The organism is Flavobacterium adhaerens (assembly GCF_040045115.1).
GTDB classification, from domain to species: domain Bacteria; phylum Bacteroidota; class Bacteroidia; order Flavobacteriales; family Flavobacteriaceae; genus Flavobacterium; species Flavobacterium adhaerens.
The window spans coordinates 39,589-57,055 of sequence record NZ_JBDLZX010000003.1; the positions used below are offsets into that span (position 1 = coordinate 39,589).

Sequence of the window (17,467 nt, forward strand, 5' to 3'; positions counted from 1 at the left end):
TCAGGTTATATAAGATACTGTGTTTTTTGGGATGTGCTTTGAAAATTAATTTTTAATTGATTTTTAGATAACATGATGTTATAGGCTTAAAGATATTTTTACGCTCATTAAATAAACGCCCAAATGAAAAACACAAACCTTTTTTTATTGAGCGCACTAGTTGCAGCTACTTTTGCAAGTTGTGATAATGATGACAAGGATAGTCAATCTGAATCAGATAAAACTTTTACAATTGCAGTCATTCCTGATACTCAAAACATGACCGATTTTACACACCAAAAAAGCTTTTTGGTGAAAGATGGTGTAAATTTTCCAATTGATGCTTCGACGCAATTTTATTCGATGATGCAATACATTGCTGATAATGCAGTAACAAATGGTGGTGATATTGTTTTTGCAACTTCGGTTGGCGATATTTGGCAACACCAAACAGAAATTATAGATCAAGAGCATTTAGACAGAGGGTTTTCGCATGATCCAAAAACCATTATTGCAAACTCAGGTGAAGTTTTTCCGACTGTAGAAACTAGCAATTTTGAAATGCCTTTGGCACGTCAAGGTTTTGAACTCATAGCAAAAACAGGAATTCCTTTTGGGGTCGCTCCAGGGAATCATGACTCAGACGCTATCTGGTCTGAAGCTTCTTTTAAATCCGATCCAAGCAGAATTGGAGAAATAGCTACTGTGGGTTTAATTCCTGAAATTGTTGGAATGTTACACATTGGGGGGCACAAGAATTTTAATTCCGTATTTGGTTCTCTATCAACGTTTTTCAAAAACAAATCTTGGTATTTATCCAGTTATAATGGAGGGGCTAACTCTGTACAAAAGTTTACAGCAGCAGGTTACACTTTCTTAAATATCAGTTTAGAAATGCATCCAGGAGATGATGTATTAGCTTGGGCACAAGCTGTTATCGATGCGAATCCTGGCTTACCGACAATGATTACTACCCATGACTTCTTAAAAGAAAACGGAAAGCGTGAAGCAAATCCGATAATTGATTTAGCTAAAATAGATCCTTTGCATCATAATTCGGCAGACCAAGTTTTTGAAAAATTAATCATGCCTAATAACCAGATTTTCTTGGTGTTATGCGGACATCATCATGGTAAGGCTATACGAACAGACAAGAACAATAAAGGAAACCAGGTATATCAGGTTTTGGCCGATTATCAGGATAGAGGGCAAAGTGTCTTAGATGCAAACCCTGATTTTAGAAATGCTCATGGTACTAAATACGGCATTGGAGATGGATGGTTACGATTAATGAATTTTGATTTTACTACCAATACTCCTAAGATTGTAGTAAAAACCTACTCAAGTCATTATAAAAAATTCTCAGACGAGGTTTCGAATTATCCAGCTTGGTATAAAGCTAATGAAAACCCTAAGGTTACTGATAGTGAATTCTTTGCTTTGGATAGTTATACAATAGACTTATCGGATTTTAATAACCGATTCAACAAATAATTAAACTCTTATAAGGAAACTTTTTTTCCTTTGTTTTAAAGCCAAATCGAGATTGATTTGGCTTTTCTTTTTCCAACACAAACTCATGTGTAGGTGGCCCTATCGAACCTAATTATTGTTTTATGATGAAATACTACTATAGCTCTTTCCAAAACGGTTTCCTAGTCCAGATAGAAGTAAAAATCCTTATTACCTGGGGGTTCGGGCAATAAAATTACTTCGTCAATTCGCTATCGCCTGTGTACAACGGATAGCTGGAAAATGCTCCTAAAAACAAAGCAATAGAACTCGATTGAAATTCGGGGCAACAAATCCATTTTTACTGTTGAAAAAGCATTTTTTAAGTCAAAAAAAAACCTTTCGATAAATTGATCGAAAGGTTTTTGTCAACTAACAAAACTTAAACTTATGGTATAATCAAATCTCCTGAGAAATCTTCACTTACATCTTTTCCGGCTAGACCATCGGAAACACCTTTGTAGGCATGCTTACGTTTGTAGCTAGCGTCCCAAATATTTGGTGATTCGTCTGGCAACCAGTTTTCGTGCTCTACTTCGTTATCCGAAACACCCCAAATTGTAATTCCGTATTGTTGTGCTTTTGGGATGTGTTGTTTGTACGAGTCGATAACAAATTGATACATTGCAGACTGATTAGCTAATTGCTCTAAAGTTGGAGATTTAGTTCCTAATCTAACGTCTAATTCAGACACTTTTATCAACTTGCCACTAGCCGCTAATTTTTGAAACATCTGAACAATTTGATCTTTGTTTGTGCTTAACGAAATATGCATTTGGGTACCGATACCATCGACAGTTGCTCCTTGACTTTCGATGTATTTCACGTAGTCGATTAATCCGTCACATTTGGCCAAACTAGATTCTAGGTTGTAGTCGTTGATAAACAATTTGTCGGTTGCATTTCCGTGTTGACGAGCCAATTTGAAGGCTTTTACAGCGTAATCTTTACCTAAATACTTAACCCAATAGAATTCATCTGAAGCTAATTCGGCCACAACTCCATCACGTAAAGATCCACCTTCTTTCATAGGTTCGTTTACCACGTCCCAAGCATGGATATCATTTTTGTAGTGTCCTACCATTTTAGAAATCCAGTTCTCCATAGCGTCGCCAATGATTTGAGCTTTTTCGGCATCTGTTTTTTCAACAATAACTGGGCCTGTACCTCCACCTCCAGCAGCAACAACAGGGGTAATTACAATATCATCTATCATAAATGTAGCAGCCGTAGCACCAAAATCGAAAATAAATTTAGTTTTATCTGCCGTAGATGGTTTTAAGGTTTTTACCACTTGAGTCCAAGTATTGGTAACGTTAATTCCACCATAATAATCACCAGCGTAACTTGCGTTTTGAATTTCGACTTGTAGAGCAGCTGGCACATCGGATTTTACCCAAAACGTACAAGTATATTCTTTGTCTTTTTCTAGAGCAGCACTGAAGGTATAAACTTGTTGTGCGCTATAATTATTGGCTGCAACCGGATTCATTAGAACCATTGCATAACCTTTTCCTCCATAACCTTCGCCATTTGCAGAAATAGCTCTTGTAGAACCATTACCATAACCAGACCAAGGCGAAAGAGAACCCGTTTCGAAATCACCATTACTCACTAGATTTACAACAGTTGGAGTAGCATCTAAATCGACTACAGCAAAACTATCAACATCTATAAAATAAGTAACATCTGGCAAATACCCCATATCCAAATTCATTTTGAAAGTAGTTCCAGTGGCATCGTTTACCTTGATTTTTACTTGTTTCCATTGAGAAGTGGTTTCAAAAGCTTCTGTCCAAGAACCTCCTGTTGCAAACCAATCCTTCCATGGGTAATTGTTCCCTAATCCAGAGAATGAAAGCCTTCCCTTTCCAGGTACATCCGATTTTACGAAAAATGAAATTTCGTATTCATGCCCACTTACAGCTGGTATATCTGGCGATGTCAATTGCAAGCTCCAAGCATTTGCTGATGTTGCGCTAGAGATCAATTTTATTGCTTTAGAAGTACTTGATAAACCAGCGCCATCTACTATTGATATTCCCGCACCTTGATTGTTACGAGCCCAACCCCCACTAAAAGAGCCATCTTTTAGTCCAGCGATATTTAAAGAATTAGCACCACTAGAACCTGGAATAACTGTTGGTGCAATTATACTATTTAAATAGCTTGCATTGTTATTAGAATGCCACACTAAAGTATGTCCGAACACCGAAAGACCTGCTTCTTTCGTTTTGGCTATAAAAGCATCAACTTTATCAAATTTAATATCGCCATTGGCACTTACCATCGGACCATGTTTCATCAAATAACCAACTGTAACTTCATCAAAATTTTCGTTGGCAATACTACGATAAACATCATCACTCATGTACAAATCCAACCCTATACCCACACCGAGTTTGAAATCGGTGTAGGTTTTTAGCGGTTCGTAACGGCTAATTTTTTCAGCTAATTCTAGCGGTAATTCCGATGATGCAACCTCACCGTGATCGGGGTCTTTGCCCCATTCCATCAAATTATCATCGCAAGATGCAAACAATAGGCATGAAAATGCGATTGCTGGAAGTATTTTATTATATCTCATACTATTCATATTTTTAGTTAAACAAACCCTTTGCTATCAAATGATAGCAAAAAGTGTTGTTACATTGTTTTAATTTGGAAAATCGCTATACGTTGGCGTTGCTAGAGAAACAATTCTCCAATTATCTGTATAAACACTTACAGAGGTTGCCGCAGACGGAAACTCTACTTCGCTACTTTGTCCTGTAACATTAGACAATTTGATGTCTGAGTTTTCGAAATAAAAACCGAAGTTTTTGTAAGTCGCAACCTCTCTAAATGCAAGTACATCTTCAAAAGTAAAATCCCCTTCAGAGAAACTGTACAATTTGTTCAAAGGAATAGTAACCGTTTGCCATCCTGTTGTTTGAAAAGGGACTACTTCACCATCGTTAGTTAACCATGGAACATAATTGTAGGTTGCTCCAGCCCATTCTCCTCCATTAAAGTTATTGATAAGACATACTTTTAGGAAACCTGTATTGGCCCAAACATTTGGTACGTAAATATCAAATTGCAAAGCAACTTCGCTAAGGGGTGTAGTTGCTGGTATATAAGGTGTCAATTGACCTCTCCAATCATCTACTCCGTTACCTGCTGTCCAAACTTCAGAACAACGATTTTTAGCAGCTTCAAATGATGCAATACGACTTGGACGATGTGGTACATACTTTCCTTGAGAAACATTATCAATTCCAACAGTAGCCGATTCTAAATCAACATCTTTTATCATACTGGCGGCACTTCCCCAAAAACCGTGAGTACCGTTTCCATCAAAATCAAGAATTACCCCTTTTTTGAAGTTAAAATAAGCTGGAGAATATACTCCACCATTTGCACTTTCTACCAAAAGAGAACCTCCAGTTGTTGCAACACCAGCAGGCATAGCAACTGTAAAAAACTCTCCATCTTCATCTGAAGTAATTCCTGAAGTTACTACAACATTTCCAGGAAAAACAACCTTCTCAACTTCCGTCAAACCTGTACCGTAAACAGTAATCATTTCACCAACTTTTGGCATCGTATTCGAAATAGAAGTAATTACTGGAGCTCCAGAACGAATTTCGAACGGGAATACAACTTCATTTCCGTCATTTACCAAACGAATGGTATTACGAACAAATGGATCAGCATCCATAGTAGGTGTATCGGCAGAAATCGAAATCAACATCGAATTGTTGGTCACATAAACAGTATTAAAATAGGTTTCGAAACCATTTATATATACTTTTTTCAAACCTTCAAACCCTCCTCCTTCAATACGAATTAACTGTCCTAAACGGGCAAATTTGACTTCTCTATCAGGAACAGACGAATTCACATCTTCCAAAAAAACCTTGTAAACAGCTATCGGTCCAGAATTCGAACTATCATCATCGTTACAGGCATTGAACAACAGGGATGCAAACATCACAAGCACCATTGTAATTGCCGTACAATATTTTTTATTTAAACTATATTTTTTCATTTTTTCGAATGTTCTTTTAATTAAATAAATCAGTTATTTTTTCATCTTTGAATTCATAACGAACTGGTGCTTCACTTAATAATGGATTCTGAATTACTTCTGATTCTGGGTAAGGCATCAAAAAGATTGACGTATCTATTGATCCTATGGCTCTAGATGTATTATCTCTAGTAGCATCTACTGAAACTGTATTGGTAGCTGCAGCATAGGTTATTGGCACAATAACTCCTCTGCTTTGTCCTGTTATATAGTTTACTACCTCTTGTTGTTTATAATAAGATCTCCTTACTAAGTCATACCAATATTGTCCTTCCATACATAACTCTACTCGACGCTCATGTCGGATGTCTTCATAGGTTAAAGATGTTTTCTCTGCTAATCCAGCTCTTACTCTTAAAACATTAAAAAGAGTTAAAGCATTTGCATCACTAGTACTAGCATTATTTCCTAAAGTAGCCTCTGCATAATTAAGGCATACCTCAGCCAAACGCAACATATAAGTATTCAAAGCCGAATTTTGTTTGGTTATCTTTGAGTTATCTTTTGTAGAACCAACAACTCCTTTCTTTACGTTTACAAAAGTGTTGGCATGATCTACTGTATAACCTCCATTTGCTACGTTGATTTCTGGATAAAAGTCTTCATCGGCCATCCAAGTTGCATGACGTCTTTTATCTTGGGTTTCATATTCATACAAAATATCGTTAGAAGCTCTTGTCCAATATCCCCAAGCAGCATCATCACCTGTAATATCCGATCCTAATGCAAAATAAGCTTGTTGTGTATTACTCACTCCATAACCCCCATTTGGAACCCATTGTAAAGCAAACATTGATTCAAGGTTGTTATTATTGTCAATTTTAAACAAATCTTCATAATTTGTCATCAACTTATAAGGCCCTTCTGCGATAACTTTTTCAGCTGCTTTTTTGGCCAAATCAAGATAACTTTGGCTTCTGGTACCTGAATTTGGGTTGTCGCTTAAACCAGCCACAGACAAATACAAGCGAGATAACATTCCGAAAGCGCTATACTTTGTCAAACGTCCTGCTTGAGGAGCTGCTTCTGGCAAAAATTTTGCTGCAAATTCCATATCGCGAATTGCAAATTCATATACGTCCTGTACTGGATTCGTATTAACAACTGGATTCTTTACTAGCTCTGCTGGATCTGTACTAATAATAACATTACCCCATAAAGATGCTAAATACCAATAAGCTGTACCTCTCATAAAACGCGCTTCGGCTATGTATTTATTTTTTACAGCTTGATCAACTTCACTAGCTTCAATCCCGATAATAACGTTATTGGATTGTTGCACTACATTGTACAAAGAACCCCAAGCCGATACTAATGGCCCAGTTAATCCAGTTTCAGTCAAATCTGCAAATGGATAGATATAATCAGAATAAGGAGCATATAAATTATAAGCACGACCATCACCTAAACCATAATAGAATTTATCATTAAAATCAAACCAAACTTTATTGTATAAAGGAGCAGTTGCTGCTTTAAAATCATCTTCGCTTTGATAAAAATTCTCTTTGGTAATCAAGTCATTTGGTTCTACCTCAAGAAAGTCATCATTACAACTTGTCACTAAAAAAGATAAAGTAACAAAAAGAAAAATGCGTTTAATATGTCTATTTTTCATTTTATTTTAAGTTTAAAATTTAACATTTACTCCAAGAGTAGTAACACGAGGCGAAGGATAACGTCCGTTATCAATACCAGAATAAAGCGCACTATTATTTAGGGTTCCCACTTCTGGATCGTACCCTGAATATTTAGTAAATGTCATGATATTTTGCATGTTTGAATATACTTTGATACCCGCCACACCAATTTTTGAAACTAGAGAATTAGGCAAGTTATATCCAATAGAAATGTTTTTGATACGTACAAAAGAACCATCCTCTACAAAACGATCACTAAAACGGAAATTAGAAGTTGAAGCTGCAGATGAAGCTGCAATACGAGGCATATAAGGATCTCCTCCTACGATTTGAACATTACGGTAATCGTTTGGTCCGTCAGGATTGATCAAAGCCAATTGAGCATACCCTAAAGCTGTATCTAATAAGTTAGTATTCTCACGAGGATTTTCTAGAAAACGACGTTGGTAGTTCACGACATCGTTACCATAAGAACCATCAATAAAGATACTCATATCAAAACCTTTATATGAAAACGAATTGGTAAGACCAAAAGTAAATTTAGGCAATGGATTCCCAATATATTGCAAATCCTTATCATCGATCACACCATCTTTGTTGGCATCATCAAACATATAATCCCCGATCCAAACTCCATTTTCACCAATTGTCATATCTTTTGGTAAAGCAGTTGGCACTACATTTCCAGAAGCATCTTTGTAATAGAAATCAGTTGCTTTTTCGAATCGTCCTATCACTTTGTATCCATAAAACTGACTGATTGGCTTTCCTACTGCTGTACGAGTAACCACTGTAACATCTGATCCTTGTTGAACAGTTCCGTCATAATGACCTGAATCACTATTCAATGACAGTACTTTATTCTCATTCATTGAGAAAACCAAATTAGAGGTCCAACTGAATTCTTTGTTTTGAATATTTACGGTATTCAAAGCTAGCTCAAAACCTTTATTTTCAAGATCTCCGATGTTATACCATGGAGCAGAAGTTGACCCTTGCCCAGATGTTCCTACATACGCTGGTAATGCCAATCTATTTAACAAATCGTCTGTTCTTCTGTAATAAACATCGGCTACCAACTCAATTCGATTATCAAAAAGACCTAAATCAAAACCAATATTTGAAGAATAGGTTGTTTCCCATTTTAGTTCTGGATTCGCTGTATTAGATGCTAACAAACCAGTTCCCCAAGAGGCCGTTGGGCTTGAAGCATAAGTTGATGTATAAGCGTAATTAGGCACATTTTGATTACCAACTGCTCCCCAACTCATTCTAAGTTTTAGATTATTGATAGTCTTACTATCTTTTAAGAAATTCTCATTAGAAACTTTCCAAGCAAAGGCAGCCGATGGGAACCATCCCCAACGATTTTCTTCGGCAAATTTTGAAGAACCATCACGACGAATCGTAGCTGTCAATAAATATTTATCATCAAAAGAATAAAACAATCTACCAAAATAAGAACTCAATGAATTATTACTACTATGGTTATCTACTCTTGCCGTAGTAGGATCTCCCATACTTAAATCAGTAGAGGTATTGGTCAAATAACCCGAAACAGATCCATATAAATTTTCCCAATGATTTTCTTGTGCTTCTTGACCTAACATCGCATTTATCGAATGATTGCCAAAATCACGAGTATAGTTTAAAACATTATTCCAAATCCAGTTTTTGCTATTACTTTTAGTACGAGTTCCTACTCGATTAACATTTTCAATCGCTCCAAAAGTATAAGAAGGGTCAAATGTATAAGCACTATTAAAACCATAATCTAATGAATATTGAGTTTTAAAAGTTAATCCTTTTGTAATAGTTATGTCAGCATAGGTGTTTGCTCTTAGTCCAAAACCTTCATTGTTATTATCTCTGATTGAAGCCAGTCCAATTGGATTATTTTGAACAAATTGATCAGTATCTGGGCCATCAAAAGAACCATCTGCATTACGTACAGCAACGTTTGGAGTTTGCTTTAAAGCAGTAAGAATTAAAGACCCATCATTAATTGTAGTATTTTGTTTGGTATTGCTTAACGCAAAATTCAGACCTACTTTAAAATAATCTCTAACTTGTGAATCTAAGTTACTCGTCAAGTTAAAACGACTAAAAGAAGATCCCACAGCAATACCTTCTTGATCCATATAACCAACTCCCATAAAATAGGTACTTTTGTCAGAACCTCCCGAAGCTGATAAATTGTAATTTTGAATCAAAGCTTGATTAAACAATTCTTTTTGCCAATCAGTACCTTCACCTAATAAATCAGGACGGATAAAATTTGGATCAGCCTCTACAATACCCATTTCAGAGCGAGTATTTTTGTGAATGGCATATTGTTTTAAATCCAATACATTTAGTTGTTTTGGAATTTCTTGCCATCCAACATTAGAGTCAAAATTTAATGCTAACTCTCCTTTTTTACCTCTCTTGGTTGTAACCATAATAACTCCAGCAGCAGCACGAGAACCATAAATTGCGGTAGCCGAAGCATCTTTTAGGATATCAATAGAAACAATATCCGCAGGGTTAATTGTAGAAATCGGATTTGCATTTACGTTACTATTAGCATTCGGATCAATCACAACTCCATCGATAACATAAATAGGCTGAGTTCCTCCATTGATAGAACTAATCCCACGAATATTAACATTTGAAGAAGCACCTGGCGCTCCACTATTAGCCGATACTTGTACCCCTGCTGCACGTCCTTGCAATATTTGCTCGATTGAAGTAGTCACAGTTTGCGTTACTACTTTGCTAGAAACTGTAGATACAGAACCCGTTAAATCTTTACGTTTCATAGTTCCGTACCCAACGACTACAACCTCGTTAAGCGTATTCAAATCCTCTGCTAATACAACAGTAATTTTTTGTCTTCCGCCTAAAGCTATGTTTTGCGTTTTGTATCCAACATAACTAAAAACAAGTGTTGCCTGATCTGAAACATTCGAAAGCGTAAAAGTTCCGTCAAAATCCGTAGCAACAGCATTCTTTGTTCCCTGAACCAATACACTTACTCCTGGCAAAGGTCCCGTTTGATCCGAAACAGTCCCAGTTACGGTTCTCTGGGCATTCATGTGAGCGTAAAATAAAAACATCAGAATCGTAAATCCTAATTGTTTAAGATGTCCGCTTTTCAATAGTAAAAAGTTAGTCATAAAATGTTAATTTAATTAATTTGTAGTTCGGTTTGGTTAATTTTTTTAATTCATATTCGTATTATCTAAATATTAAACTTGTTTCAGACAAATATATATAAAAACACAATATACACAATCGGTTGTGTATATTTTTTTTTACGATTTGATAAAAAAATCATACTTAAAATTTAATATATAAAATAAATATTCGTAATAAAGTAAATATTTGTCAATTGAAGTTGTAAAAAAAACAAAACCAATAAAACATCTACAACGTTTTAGTAGATTTCTTAAAGAAATCATAAAAACTAAAAATCCCCTATGGGATGTATTTTTGAAAATAAATTTTTATCGCTGAAAAAAAACAACCCTTATTGTAAGAAAAAAAACACTTGTAAATACTGGAAAAGTGCTGAACAAATATCAAAAAAACATTATTTAGGAAAAATTTGAGACAAAATTCATCTGACCTATGCAAAAGCCCTCAAAAGATTGTCTAATGAAATCTGAAATCCTGTTTTTAAATTTCAAAACCAATCAATATGCTTTTAAAAAAAACAACCCATTGCTTTCTATTTTTTTCAAATAAAAAAGCAATGGGTTAATTATCATAAGCCATTGATAAACAAAAAATTTTGCTACAATGTAAACACTTTTGTTTAAAAATTTATAAACTCAAAAACCGATTCGTTTACATATTCTTCATTTGGATTTAGTATTGAAGAAGGAAAATTATCATGATTTGGTGCATCAGGATAATTTTGTGTCTCAAAACAGATAGCAGGAAATGCGGTAAACTTTGCATCATCTGAAAAAGGCAAATCAGCAAATTGTTTTGGTGTATAAACAACAGAAGCTGGTTGATTGGTATAAACATTCATTTTAATTCTCGTTTTTTGAGAAACCAAAGAAGCTTTTACAGTTGCATCTTTTCTTAAAACAAAAGTATCATCAAAACCATCAAAATTATTTTTCCCTATTACGGCATTATTCCTTACGTCAAATTTAGAATCATCTACCGCTATTAATTTTCCAGATGGTAACAATCTATCATCAACATCTAAATAAAAATCACTATTGATTTGAAGTTCGTGATCTAAAATAGAACCTTCACCATCTAAATTGAAATAAGCATGGTTGGTCAAATTTACAACTGTTGGCTTATCAGTTGTAGCCGTATATTTAATCTTCAAACAATTATCCGAAGTTATCAAATAAGTCACTTCGGTTTTTAAATTACCTGGATAACCTTCCTCCTGGTCTTGGCTAAAATAAACTAAAGTAACCTCATCATCAGATTGTTTTTTTACTTTCCAATATTGATGAGAGAACCCTTTTTTTCCACCATGTAAATGCACTCCGTTTTGATGCTCAACAGGATAAGTAGTTCCATTGATTGCAAAAGCTCCACCAGAAATTCTACCAGCATACCTACCTACAGTCGAACCAAGATATAAAGGATTACTTAAGTAAGGTTCTTCGAGATAATTTGAAGCCTCTTTTAAACCAACAACAACATTGGTAAATGATTTTTGCCCATTAGGAACTAATAATTTCAAGACGGTTGCACCATAGTTAGACACTGTAAGCTCCATTCCGTTTTGGTTCTTGATTTTGATTGTTTGGATTTCTTCCATTGATTAGTAAATAGACGTTTTCTTAAATTATTTTCTTTTCAAAACTTTTTTTACTGCTTTGACTATGGCCTCACTATTCAATTCATATTTATCCATCAATTGCGCAGGAGTACCACTTTCTCCAAAAGTATCTTGCGTAGCAACAAATTCTTGTGGGGCTGGATTGTTTACTGCCAAAACTCTAGCAATACTTTCGCCTAACCCACCCATAAAATTGTGCTCTTCGGCAGTTACAATACATCCCGTCTTAGCAACGGATTGTAAGACTGCTATTTCGTCTAAAGGTTTAATGGTATGAATATTTATTACTTCAGCCGAAATTCCCTCAGCTTCTAATGTCGCTGCAGCAACAAGAGCTTCCCAAACCAAGTGACCTGTAGCAACTATCGTTACATCAGTTCCTTCATTTAATAAAATGGCTTTGCCAATTTCAAATGGTTCATCGGCTGGCATAAAATTTGGAACAACTGGACGACCAAAACGTAAATAGGCAGGACCGTGATGAGATGCTAATGCGATAGTGGCTGCTTTGGTTTGGTTATAATCACAGGTATTTATAACAGTCATCCCCGGTAACATTTTCATTAACCCAATATCTTCTAAGATTTGATGCGTTGCACCATCTTCACCCAGAGTTAAACCAGCATGAGAAGCACAGATTTTTACATTTTTATCAGAATAAGCTACAGATTGTCTGATTTGATCGTACACTCTTCCTGTAGAAAAATTGGCAAAAGTTCCTGTAAAAGGGATTTTACCTCCGATAGTTAATCCCGCAGCAATTCCGATCATATTGGCTTCTGCAATTCCGATTTGGAAAAAACGCTCAGGGTTTTCTTTAATGAATTCTTCCATTTTCAAAGAACCTATCAAATCGGCACATAAAGCAACTACATTTGGATTTGTTCTTCCTAGCTCCGCTAATCCCGAACCAAAACCGCTTCGGGTATCTTTACTTCCTGTATTTGTATATTTTTTCATTGTTGTTTTTTGCTATATGCAATACGCTTTAGACAATAAATAAAACTTTATTTCATAAAGCTTAAAGCATTTTTAATAATCCCCTAAAGTTTCTTTGTTTTGAGACAAACCATTTGCCAACTGCTCATCGTTTGGAGCTTTACCATGCCAAGCATGTGTGTGCATCATAAAATCGACACCATTACCCATGACGGTATGCAACAACACACAAACTGGTTTTCCTTTACCTGTCAACCCTTTTGCTCTAGCAAATCCAATCAAAATAGACTCTAGATCATTCCCTTTTTCGATTTCTAAAACATCCCAACCAAAAGCTTCAAATTTAGCTTTCAGATCTCCCATATCCAGAACATCTTTGGTAGAACCATCGATTTGTTGTCCGTTAAGGTCAATAGTTGCAATTAAGTTATCTACTTTTTTGGCAGAAGCATACATAATCGCTTCCCAGTTTTGACCTTCCTGTAGTTCGCCATCTCCGTGAAGGGTGTATATCAAATGGGAATCTCTATTTAATTTTTTGGCTTGTGCCGCACCAAGTGCTACAGACAAACCTTGACCCAATGAACCCGATGCTATGCGAACACCTGGTAAACCTTCATGAGTGGTTGGATGACCTTGTAAGCGGGAATTAAGCAAGCGAAATGTATTTAATTCGGACACTTCAAAATAGCCACATCTAGCCAAAACACTATAAAAAACAGGCGAAATATGTCCGTTAGATAAAAAGAATAAATCCTCTCCCATACCATCCATATCAAAACCAGATTTTCTTTGCATGATATTGTTATACAAAGCCACTAAAAATTCAGTGCATCCTAAAGAACCTCCTGGATGACCCGAATTTACTTTGTGAACCATTCGTAAAATATCTCTACGTGTTTGAGAGACGATATCTTGTAATTGATGTATTTCCATAATTATAAATTCATTTTTTTAGCGTCTTCAACAAATTGGGCCAAACCAATATCGGTTAATGGGTGTTTTAATAATCCTTTGATGGCTGATAAAGGTCCTGTCATTACATCAGATCCAACTTTGGCACAATTGATTATATGCATCGTATGTCGAACAGAAGCTGAAAGGATTTGAGTTTCGAATCCGTAATTGTCATAAATTTCACGAATTTCTTCAATCAAATGCATTCCATCTGTAGAAATATCGTCTAAGCGTCCTAAAAACGGTGAAACATAAGTAGCACCCGCTTTTGCCGCTAAAAGCGCTTGACCCGCTGAGAAAACCAAAGTAACATTGGTTCTTATTCCTTTGCTTGAAAAATATTTACAAGCTTTGATTCCATCTTCGATCATTGGCAGTTTTACAACGATTTGTCCGTGCAAAGCTGCTAATTCCTCCCCTTCTTTTACCATTCCTTCATAATCTGTCGAAATTACTTCGGCCGAAACATCGCCATCTACAATATTGCAGATATCTAAATAATGTTTCAAAATATTTTGTTTTCCTGTGATGCCTTCTTTGGCCATAAGTGATGGATTTGTAGTAACTCCATCTAATACTCCTAAAGCCTGAGCTTGTTTAATGTCTTCTAAATTGGCAGTGTCAATAAAAAATTTCATTTGGTTATTTTTTTGTTTATAATTAATAAATCGAATTGATAAAATTTAGTTCCTGTAAAAAGAATAGGGTTGATACCATTCTCGTATTCAACCCTATTCACTGACTAATAACTAAATTTTAGATATATTGATTGATGATATTCTCAAACAATTCTTGCTTACCGCTTTGTAAGTTCAATTCGCCGTTTTCTTGAGCGATTTTGTATAAAGCTTGTAAGTCTAATTTTCCTTCTTCGAAAGCTTTTCCGTTTCCAGAATCAAATGAGCTGTATCGTTCTTTTCTTAATTTTTTGTAAGGCGAAGAAGTGATAATTTTATCAGCAGTTAGTAATGCTCTTGCAAAAGTATCAGCACCACCGATGTGAGCCAAGAATACATCTTCCATATCTGTTGAGTTTCTTCTGATTTTAGCATCAAAATTAACTCCACCACCTTGTAAACCTCCAGCTTTCAAGAATACCAACATCGCTTCTGTAGTTTCTTGAATGTTGTTAGGAAATTGGTCTGTATCCCATCCATTTTGGTAATCACCACGGTTAGCATCCAAACTTCCTAACATTCCTGCTTTGGCAGCTACTTCTATTTCGTGTTGGAAAGTGTGTTGTGCCAATGTAGCGTGGTTTACCTCGATATTCATTTTGAAATCTTTATCTAAACCATACTCACGTAAGAATCCAATAGCAGTAGCACAGTCAAAATCGTATTGGTGTTTTGATGGCTCCATTGGTTTTGGCTCTATAAAGAAGTTTCCTTTGAACCCTTGAGCACGTGCGTAATCTCTAGCTTGCGCTAAAAATTGTCCCATGTGATCCAATTCTCTTCCCATATCCGTATTTAGCAAACTCATGTATCCTTCACGACCTCCCCAGAATACATAATTTTCACCACCTAAAGCAATAGTAGCATCCAAAGCCAATTTTACTTGACCACCAGCTCTTGCCAAAACGTTGAAATCAGGATTGGTTGCAGCTCCATTCATATAACGTGCGTTCGAAAAACAGTTAGCCGTTCCCCAAAGCACTTTCAATCCAGACTCTTCCTTTTTTTGTTTGATATAATCTGTGATGAAAGCCAAACGCTTTTCAAATTCTCCAAAAGTTGGTCCTTCAGAAATCAAATCTACATCGTGGAAACAGAAATAATCAAATCCCATTTTGCTGATGAATTCAAAAGCAGCATCTGCTTTATCCTTTGCCGCCTGATACGGATCTGATGACTGGTTCCAAGGGAAACTCATGGTATTTACACCAAAAGGATCACTTCCTTGTGCGCAGAAACTATGCCAATAAGCAATAGCGAATTTGAAATGCTCACGCATTGTTTTTCCAGCAACCACTTGGTCTGGGTTGTAATATTTAAATGCCAAAGGGTTATCTGATTCTTTACCTTCAAATTTAATTTGGCCAATACCTTTGTAGTACTCTTTTTCTCCTAAAATTATCATCTTCTTAATTTTTTTTTGTTAATATTATTTCTAGTTCTTTTTTCCATTTTTGATAAGCCTCTAGATAAGGCTCTTTGTTTTGAAGTGGTAAAAACGTCATCACATGGTCATTTTTTGAAATATTCGAACCAAATTTCTCAAAATCCCCATCTGCTAAACCAACAGCTCTTGCTGCTCCTACCGCTCCAGTTGTGTTGTAAATTTCAATTTCATGTCCGATTAAAGTAGCGACTGTATTTGAAAAAATTTCGGAACGGAAAAGATTGTCATTCCCTGCACGAATCACTCCAATTGTTGCGTTATCGTCTTTTAAACATTCCATTCCGTAAACAAACGAAAAAGCAATTGCTTCTAAAGAGGCTCTGTATAAATGAGCGTTGGTATGAATATTGAAATTCAGATTTAAAATATGCGAACCAATGTTTTGATTGTTAAACATTCTTTCTGCTCCATTTCCGAAAGGAATCACAACCACTCCATCCGAACCAATATTTACTTGAGAAGCTTTTTCGTTCATGGCTTCATAAGATTCATTTCCTATGTTGTTACGCATCCAACGATATTGAATTCCAGCTCCGTTGATGTTCAATAATTTTCCAACTCTAGGATTATTTTCTGAATAATTTACATGAACAAAATTATTTACACGAGTACTTTTCCCTGAATTAGTCTCAGTTACTGCATAAAAAACGCCAGAAGTTCCACCTGTTGCTGCCACTTCGCCTGGACGCAAAACATTCAATGCCAAAGCATTGTTGGGTTGATCTCCAGCACGATATACAATAGGAATTCCTGCTCTAAGTCCAGTTTCTGCAGCTCCTTTTTCGTTCAAAACTCCTTGATTGGTAAAATTCTCAACGATTCTTGGTGTAAAAGCAGTATCGATTCCGTAATGTTCCAATAACCAATCCGCTACTTTGTTTTCTTTGTAATCCCAAAGCATCCCTTCCGAAAGACCATTCTTAGTGGTAGTTACCTCTCCAGTTAATTTCAAAGCGATAAAATCGCCAGGCAACATGTATTTGTATATTTTATTATAAACCTCTGGTTCGTTGTCTTTTACCCATTTCAGTTTAGAAGCTGTAAAATTTCCAGGAGAATTTAATAAATGCGTCATGCATTTTTCTTCTCCCAATTCTTCAAAAGCTTTGTTACCGATGGCAACCGCTCTACTGTCACACCAAATAATAGAATTTCGCAACGCTTTTTTGTCTTCGTCAACGATTACTAAACCATGCATTTGGTACGAAATCCCAACTCCGTTTATTTTAGAAGCATCAATATTGGCTTCTTTGATAGCTCTTTTAGTCGCTATACAAATGTAGTTCCACCACATTTCAGGATCTTGTTCAGCCCAATCAGCTTGAAGCGACAAAATATCCATTTCGTTTTGAGGTTCATTCAAAACGATAACTTTTTTTCCAGTTGCTGCTTCTACCAAGGCAACCTTGACAGAGGAACTTCCGATATCATATCCTATATAATACATAA

11 protein-coding genes are annotated in these 17,467 nt (G+C 35.8%); 1 reads left to right on the plus strand and 10 read right to left on the minus strand.

Annotation, left to right across the window (positions count from 1 at the left end; genetic code table 11):
- Positions 1–123: 123 nt before the first annotated feature.
- Positions 124–1,473, plus strand: a complete 1,350-nt coding sequence (locus ABEB18_RS04890; protein ID WP_348798006.1) for a metallophosphoesterase family protein — start codon at positions 124–126, stop codon at positions 1,471–1,473.
- A 406-nt stretch (positions 1,474–1,879) separates the two neighbouring features.
- On the opposite strand, the gene ABEB18_RS04895 is transcribed toward ABEB18_RS04890, so the two are convergent.
- The 10 genes from ABEB18_RS04895 to ABEB18_RS04940 form a co-directional block, all read right to left on the minus strand.
- Positions 1,880–4,078, minus strand: a complete 2,199-nt coding sequence (locus ABEB18_RS04895) for an endo-1,4-beta-xylanase (RefSeq protein WP_348798007.1) — start codon at positions 4,076–4,078, stop codon at positions 1,880–1,882.
- Positions 4,079–4,147: 69 nt separating this feature from the next.
- Positions 4,148–5,524, minus strand: coding sequence for a glycan-binding surface protein (locus ABEB18_RS04900; RefSeq protein ID WP_348798009.1), 1,377 nt, complete (start codon positions 5,522–5,524; stop codon positions 4,148–4,150).
- A gap of 16 nt (positions 5,525–5,540) precedes the next feature.
- Entirely contained in the window at positions 5,541–7,178 is a 1,638-nt protein-coding gene (locus tag ABEB18_RS04905) for a RagB/SusD family nutrient uptake outer membrane protein (RefSeq protein WP_348798010.1), read from the minus strand.
- A gap of 12 nt (positions 7,179–7,190) precedes the next feature.
- Positions 7,191–10,358, minus strand: a complete 3,168-nt coding sequence (locus ABEB18_RS04910) for a SusC/RagA family TonB-linked outer membrane protein (protein WP_348798011.1) — start codon at positions 10,356–10,358, stop codon at positions 7,191–7,193.
- A gap of 641 nt (positions 10,359–10,999) precedes the next feature.
- Positions 11,000–11,977, minus strand: a complete 978-nt coding sequence (locus ABEB18_RS04915; RefSeq protein ID WP_348798012.1) for an aldose epimerase family protein — start codon at positions 11,975–11,977, stop codon at positions 11,000–11,002.
- Positions 11,978–12,004: 27 nt separating this feature from the next.
- The gene (locus ABEB18_RS04920) at positions 12,005–12,958 is read right to left on the minus strand and encodes a transketolase family protein (RefSeq protein ID WP_348798013.1); all 954 of its coding nucleotides are present in this window, start codon (positions 12,956–12,958) and stop codon (positions 12,005–12,007) included.
- A gap of 72 nt (positions 12,959–13,030) precedes the next feature.
- Positions 13,031–13,873, minus strand: coding sequence for a transketolase (locus tag ABEB18_RS04925; RefSeq protein WP_348798014.1), 843 nt, complete (start codon positions 13,871–13,873; stop codon positions 13,031–13,033).
- Between the two features lie 2 nt (positions 13,874–13,875).
- Complete coding sequence (gene fsa, locus ABEB18_RS04930) at positions 13,876–14,532, minus strand: fructose-6-phosphate aldolase (protein ID WP_348798015.1); 657 nt, start codon at positions 14,530–14,532, stop codon at positions 13,876–13,878.
- A gap of 118 nt (positions 14,533–14,650) precedes the next feature.
- Complete coding sequence (gene xylA, locus ABEB18_RS04935) at positions 14,651–15,976, minus strand: xylose isomerase (protein WP_348798017.1); 1,326 nt, start codon at positions 15,974–15,976, stop codon at positions 14,651–14,653.
- 4 nt (positions 15,977–15,980) lie between these two features.
- Complete coding sequence (locus tag ABEB18_RS04940; protein WP_348798018.1) at positions 15,981–17,465, minus strand: xylulokinase; 1,485 nt, start codon at positions 17,463–17,465, stop codon at positions 15,981–15,983.
- Positions 17,466–17,467: the final 2 nt, after the last annotated feature.

What these genes read in the sequence shown, in the direction of transcription:
- ABEB18_RS04890 (WP_348798006.1), top strand. Translation starts at nt 124, where the DNA reads ATGAAAAACACAAACCTTTTTTTATTGAGCGCACTAGTTGCAGCTACT.
- ABEB18_RS04895 (WP_348798007.1), bottom strand. Translation starts at nt 4,078, where the DNA reads ATGAGATATAATAAAATACTTCCAGCAATCGCATTTTCATGCCTATTG.
- ABEB18_RS04900 (WP_348798009.1), bottom strand. Translation starts at nt 5,524, where the DNA reads ATGAAAAAATATAGTTTAAATAAAAAATATTGTACGGCAATTACAATG.
- ABEB18_RS04905 (WP_348798010.1), bottom strand. Translation starts at nt 7,178, where the DNA reads ATGAAAAATAGACATATTAAACGCATTTTTCTTTTTGTTACTTTATCT.
- ABEB18_RS04910 (WP_348798011.1), bottom strand. Translation starts at nt 10,358, where the DNA reads ATGACTAACTTTTTACTATTGAAAAGCGGACATCTTAAACAATTAGGA.
- ABEB18_RS04915 (WP_348798012.1), bottom strand. Translation starts at nt 11,977, where the DNA reads ATGGAAGAAATCCAAACAATCAAAATCAAGAACCAAAACGGAATGGAG.
- ABEB18_RS04920 (WP_348798013.1), bottom strand. Translation starts at nt 12,958, where the DNA reads ATGAAAAAATATACAAATACAGGAAGTAAAGATACCCGAAGCGGTTTT.
- ABEB18_RS04925 (WP_348798014.1), bottom strand. Translation starts at nt 13,873, where the DNA reads ATGGAAATACATCAATTACAAGATATCGTCTCTCAAACACGTAGAGAT.
- fsa (WP_348798015.1), bottom strand. Translation starts at nt 14,532, where the DNA reads ATGAAATTTTTTATTGACACTGCCAATTTAGAAGACATTAAACAAGCT.
- xylA (WP_348798017.1), bottom strand. Translation starts at nt 15,976, where the DNA reads ATGATAATTTTAGGAGAAAAAGAGTACTACAAAGGTATTGGCCAAATT.
- ABEB18_RS04940 (WP_348798018.1), bottom strand. Translation starts at nt 17,465, where the DNA reads ATGTATTATATAGGATATGATATCGGAAGTTCCTCTGTCAAGGTTGCC.